Source organism: Methanosphaera sp. (assembly GCF_016282985.1).
Lineage (GTDB): Archaea > Methanobacteriota > Methanobacteria > Methanobacteriales > Methanobacteriaceae > Methanosphaera.
Map to the genome: position 1 here is coordinate 1 of NZ_JAEELZ010000090.1, position 3032 is coordinate 3032.

General features: G+C 23.8%; 4 protein-coding genes. 2 read left to right on the forward strand and 2 right to left on the reverse strand.

Features of this window, described 5'->3' with window-relative positions:
- The first annotated feature begins 307 nt into the window (after window positions 1-307).
- Window positions 308-904, forward strand: coding sequence for a DUF2284 domain-containing protein (locus tag QZZ11_RS05685; protein WP_292474347.1), 597 nt, complete (start codon window positions 308-310; stop codon window positions 902-904).
- Here QZZ11_RS05685 and QZZ11_RS05690 read toward each other — a convergent pair.
- Window positions 901-1452 carry a DNA-3-methyladenine glycosylase I gene (locus tag QZZ11_RS05690; protein WP_292474348.1) on the reverse strand — a complete coding sequence of 184 codons (552 nt, stop codon included), beginning with the start codon at window positions 1450-1452 and terminating at the stop codon, window positions 901-903. The genes QZZ11_RS05685 and QZZ11_RS05690 overlap by 4 nt on opposite strands.
- Before the next feature lie 52 nt (window positions 1453-1504).
- Between QZZ11_RS05690 and QZZ11_RS05695 the strand changes: the two genes are divergently transcribed.
- Window positions 1505-1837, forward strand: coding sequence for a DUF2085 domain-containing protein (locus QZZ11_RS05695; RefSeq protein ID WP_292474350.1), 333 nt, complete (start codon window positions 1505-1507; stop codon window positions 1835-1837).
- 29 nt (window positions 1838-1866) lie between these two features.
- Here QZZ11_RS05695 and QZZ11_RS05700 read toward each other — a convergent pair whose 3' ends face one another.
- Complete coding sequence (locus QZZ11_RS05700; RefSeq protein WP_292474352.1) at window positions 1867-2835, reverse strand: exonuclease domain-containing protein; 969 nt, start codon at window positions 2833-2835, stop codon at window positions 1867-1869.
- Window positions 2836-3032 lie beyond the last annotated feature (197 nt).

Below are 3032 nucleotides of genomic sequence, written 5' to 3' on the forward strand. Positions count from 1 at the left end.
AACAGTTTTATTGATAAATTAATTTTATACTTATTGTCTATAAAACATTATATAAATGACAATATAAATCTATTTTGTTAAAAAAATCAATTTATATGGATTTAAATGATTTTAATTTGATTATATTCATTTTTAATTTAAAAAAGGCTCATTTTTTAAAGTATTTTTGAATAGATGATTTCTTTATAAGATTTAATAAAAAAAAGTTAATATAATACTATTTATTAAAAATTAATTATATGAAAAAATCTTAAGATATTTATTAAAAAAAACATGCAAATTCATTAAATAGTAAATGGAGGTAAAAATGTACAATAATCAAATGTTAAGGTTAGAAAAATCATATACATTGGAAAAATATGAAAAAACTTTAACTACAAAAGAATATTATACAAAATTTGTTAATTTTGATGAAACATCAGAATCCTGTAAAATATGTGATATGTATGGAAAAAATTGGTCATGTCCACCTTTTGAAAATGATGTAACGGATTCATGGAATAAATATGATCATCTACATTTGATACTTTTACAATTACATTATGATTCTTTTATAACAGATAACATTCATTCTAAAGAAGATATTGATACAATATTACATCTGACTTTATTTAATGAAAAAAGAAAATTACTTCAATCTCTAGATAAGAAAATTAGGGAAGATGAAAATTTAAATGATACCATGGTACTATCTACAGGTTATTGTAATATTTGTCCATCATGTACAAAAAAAGATGGTATGGAATGCAGATATCCTAAAAATAAATTGTATAGTATAGAATCAATAGGGGCATTAGTTACAAAAACCACTGAAGAACTTTTCAACACTGAAATCAAATGGATAGATATGGATAAAGGAATAATTCCGGAATATCTAACATTATTGATGGGTGTATTATATTAGTATAAATAACATTCAGTTGTATGATTATCAATGATTCCTATAGCTTCTAGATAGGAGTATATTGTTACTGAACCTACAAATTTCATTCCTCTTTTTTTTAAGTCTTTAGTAACAATATCGGAAGTATATGATTTTGTTTGATAATTTTCTTCAGTATTTTTTATAATTTTATTATCAGTAAATCCCCAGATATAATTGGAAAAACTACCAAATTCTTTTTGAATTTCTTTAAATATTTTGGCATTGTTAATGGATGCTTCAATTTTTAGCTTATTTCTGATAATCAACTCATTATTCATAAGTTCTTCAACTTTATTATCATCATAATCAATAATCTTTTCAATATCAAAATTATCATAGGCCTTTCTGAAAGATTCTCTCTTTTTTAAAATTGTAATCCATGATAATCCTGCCTGAAAACATTCCAAAATTAGCATTTCAAATAATATTTTATCATCAAAAACTGCTTTACCCCATTCATTATCGTGATAATTAAGATATATTTCTTCTTTTCCTTCAACCCATTGGCATCGTTTTTTATTATCCATATTTTCACCAATTTAAATAGTTATATATTTTATTCAGATAATATATTTAATTATGAATATTTTTAAATATTTATGTCATCAGAGACCAGACAGATCTTTTTTTATTGGGGGACATCAATTGCCATTATGTGCTAGATGCACTGGATTGGTATGTGGTACAATATTTTTTTGTATATATTCCTTTTTAGTTCCAATATTTTATTCTGTTAATTTGTTAATCTTCTCAATAATTATACAGCTACCTTACATCCTTGATGGAACAACACAATACTTTGGTTTAAGAGAGAGTAATAACATATTACGTTTTATAACAGGTTTTATAGGTGCTGTCGGATTAATAATAATGGCTAGAATCATAAAAATAATTATATTCCAGATATTATAATTGATTTAGAAAAAAATAGTTAATGGAATTTATTCTATAAACATGGACAATATTTCCTCTTTATCAACATTTTCTGGTAATTCATAGTAATTTAACCATTTTTCCAAGAAATCATATTCCTTTGGAGAAATTTTTTCATCACATTTAATCATTTCAAGTATTCCATTTAAAATTTGATAATTAAGTTCTTCTTTTGAATATATCTCTGATTTAGAAACAAAACTAACAATGGTTGATAATTTATTCATATCTTTTTCGGTTAGCTCATTGTTTAGAATATAATCAAGTTTTTTAATAATTTTACTAATTTCTTCATAATTTTTATTTTCTGAGTTATTATGAATCCATTCTTTTAATAAATTCAGATGATTGTCCTTTATTTCTTCCTTATATTTTAATTCTAATAGTAAACCATATAATTCATTTAAATTTGGAGCAATATCTTCATTAATTTCTTTTTTTTCATCTGATTTAAGATAAAATCTATGTGTATCCAGTATGTTTTGTTTTTGAAATGTTTCAAGATATTTAAATAGTTTAAATGTTACTTCAGCATCTGCTAATGCATTATGGGCATCATATTCTACGTTTAATTCATCCATTATGTCTGTCAATGCATAACTGTTTAATTTTAAATATCTTTTACTTAATTTCAAGGTACAGATATACTCAAATGTTGGAACTTTTATTCCATATCTTTCCAATGTTCTACTAATAACAGTCAAATCATAATTGATGTTATGACCAATAATTGGGTAGTTTAACAGTAAATCCTCTATATTACTCCAAAATTCATTAAATTTTGGTGCATCCTTAACCATTTCTGGAGAAATGCCTGTTAATGATATGATTTCTGGTTCAAAAAAATCCTCTGGATTAATCAATGAATATATTGCATCTATTTGTTCATCATTTTTGACTCTTACAATTCCAATTGAAGAAATTGAACGAGTTAACGTATTAGGACTTTCAATATCTAAAACTATGTATTCTTCCATAATATTACTCCTGGAATACTAATATAATATAGTATATATATTATATATTCCATAATATAATAATATATTATTGATACTACTTAAAGAGGTTCGAAAAATGACGGAAACTATAGGTGAACGTTTAAAATCCTTACGAAAAAAACATCATTTTACTCAGAAACAAATTGCTGATTATTTGGAATTTCAACAAGGTCAAA

Bases quoted from the DNA above. Each gene is read 5' to 3' on its own strand.
- QZZ11_RS05685 (WP_292474347.1), top strand. From the start codon at position 308: ATGTACAATAATCAAATGTTAAGGTTAGAAAAATCATATACATTGGAA.
- QZZ11_RS05690 (WP_292474348.1), bottom strand. From the start codon at position 1,452: ATGGATAATAAAAAACGATGCCAATGGGTTGAAGGAAAAGAAGAAATA.
- QZZ11_RS05695 (WP_292474350.1), top strand. From the start codon at position 1,505: ATGAATATTTTTAAATATTTATGTCATCAGAGACCAGACAGATCTTTT.
- QZZ11_RS05700 (WP_292474352.1), bottom strand. From the start codon at position 2,835: ATGGAAGAATACATAGTTTTAGATATTGAAAGTCCTAATACGTTAACT.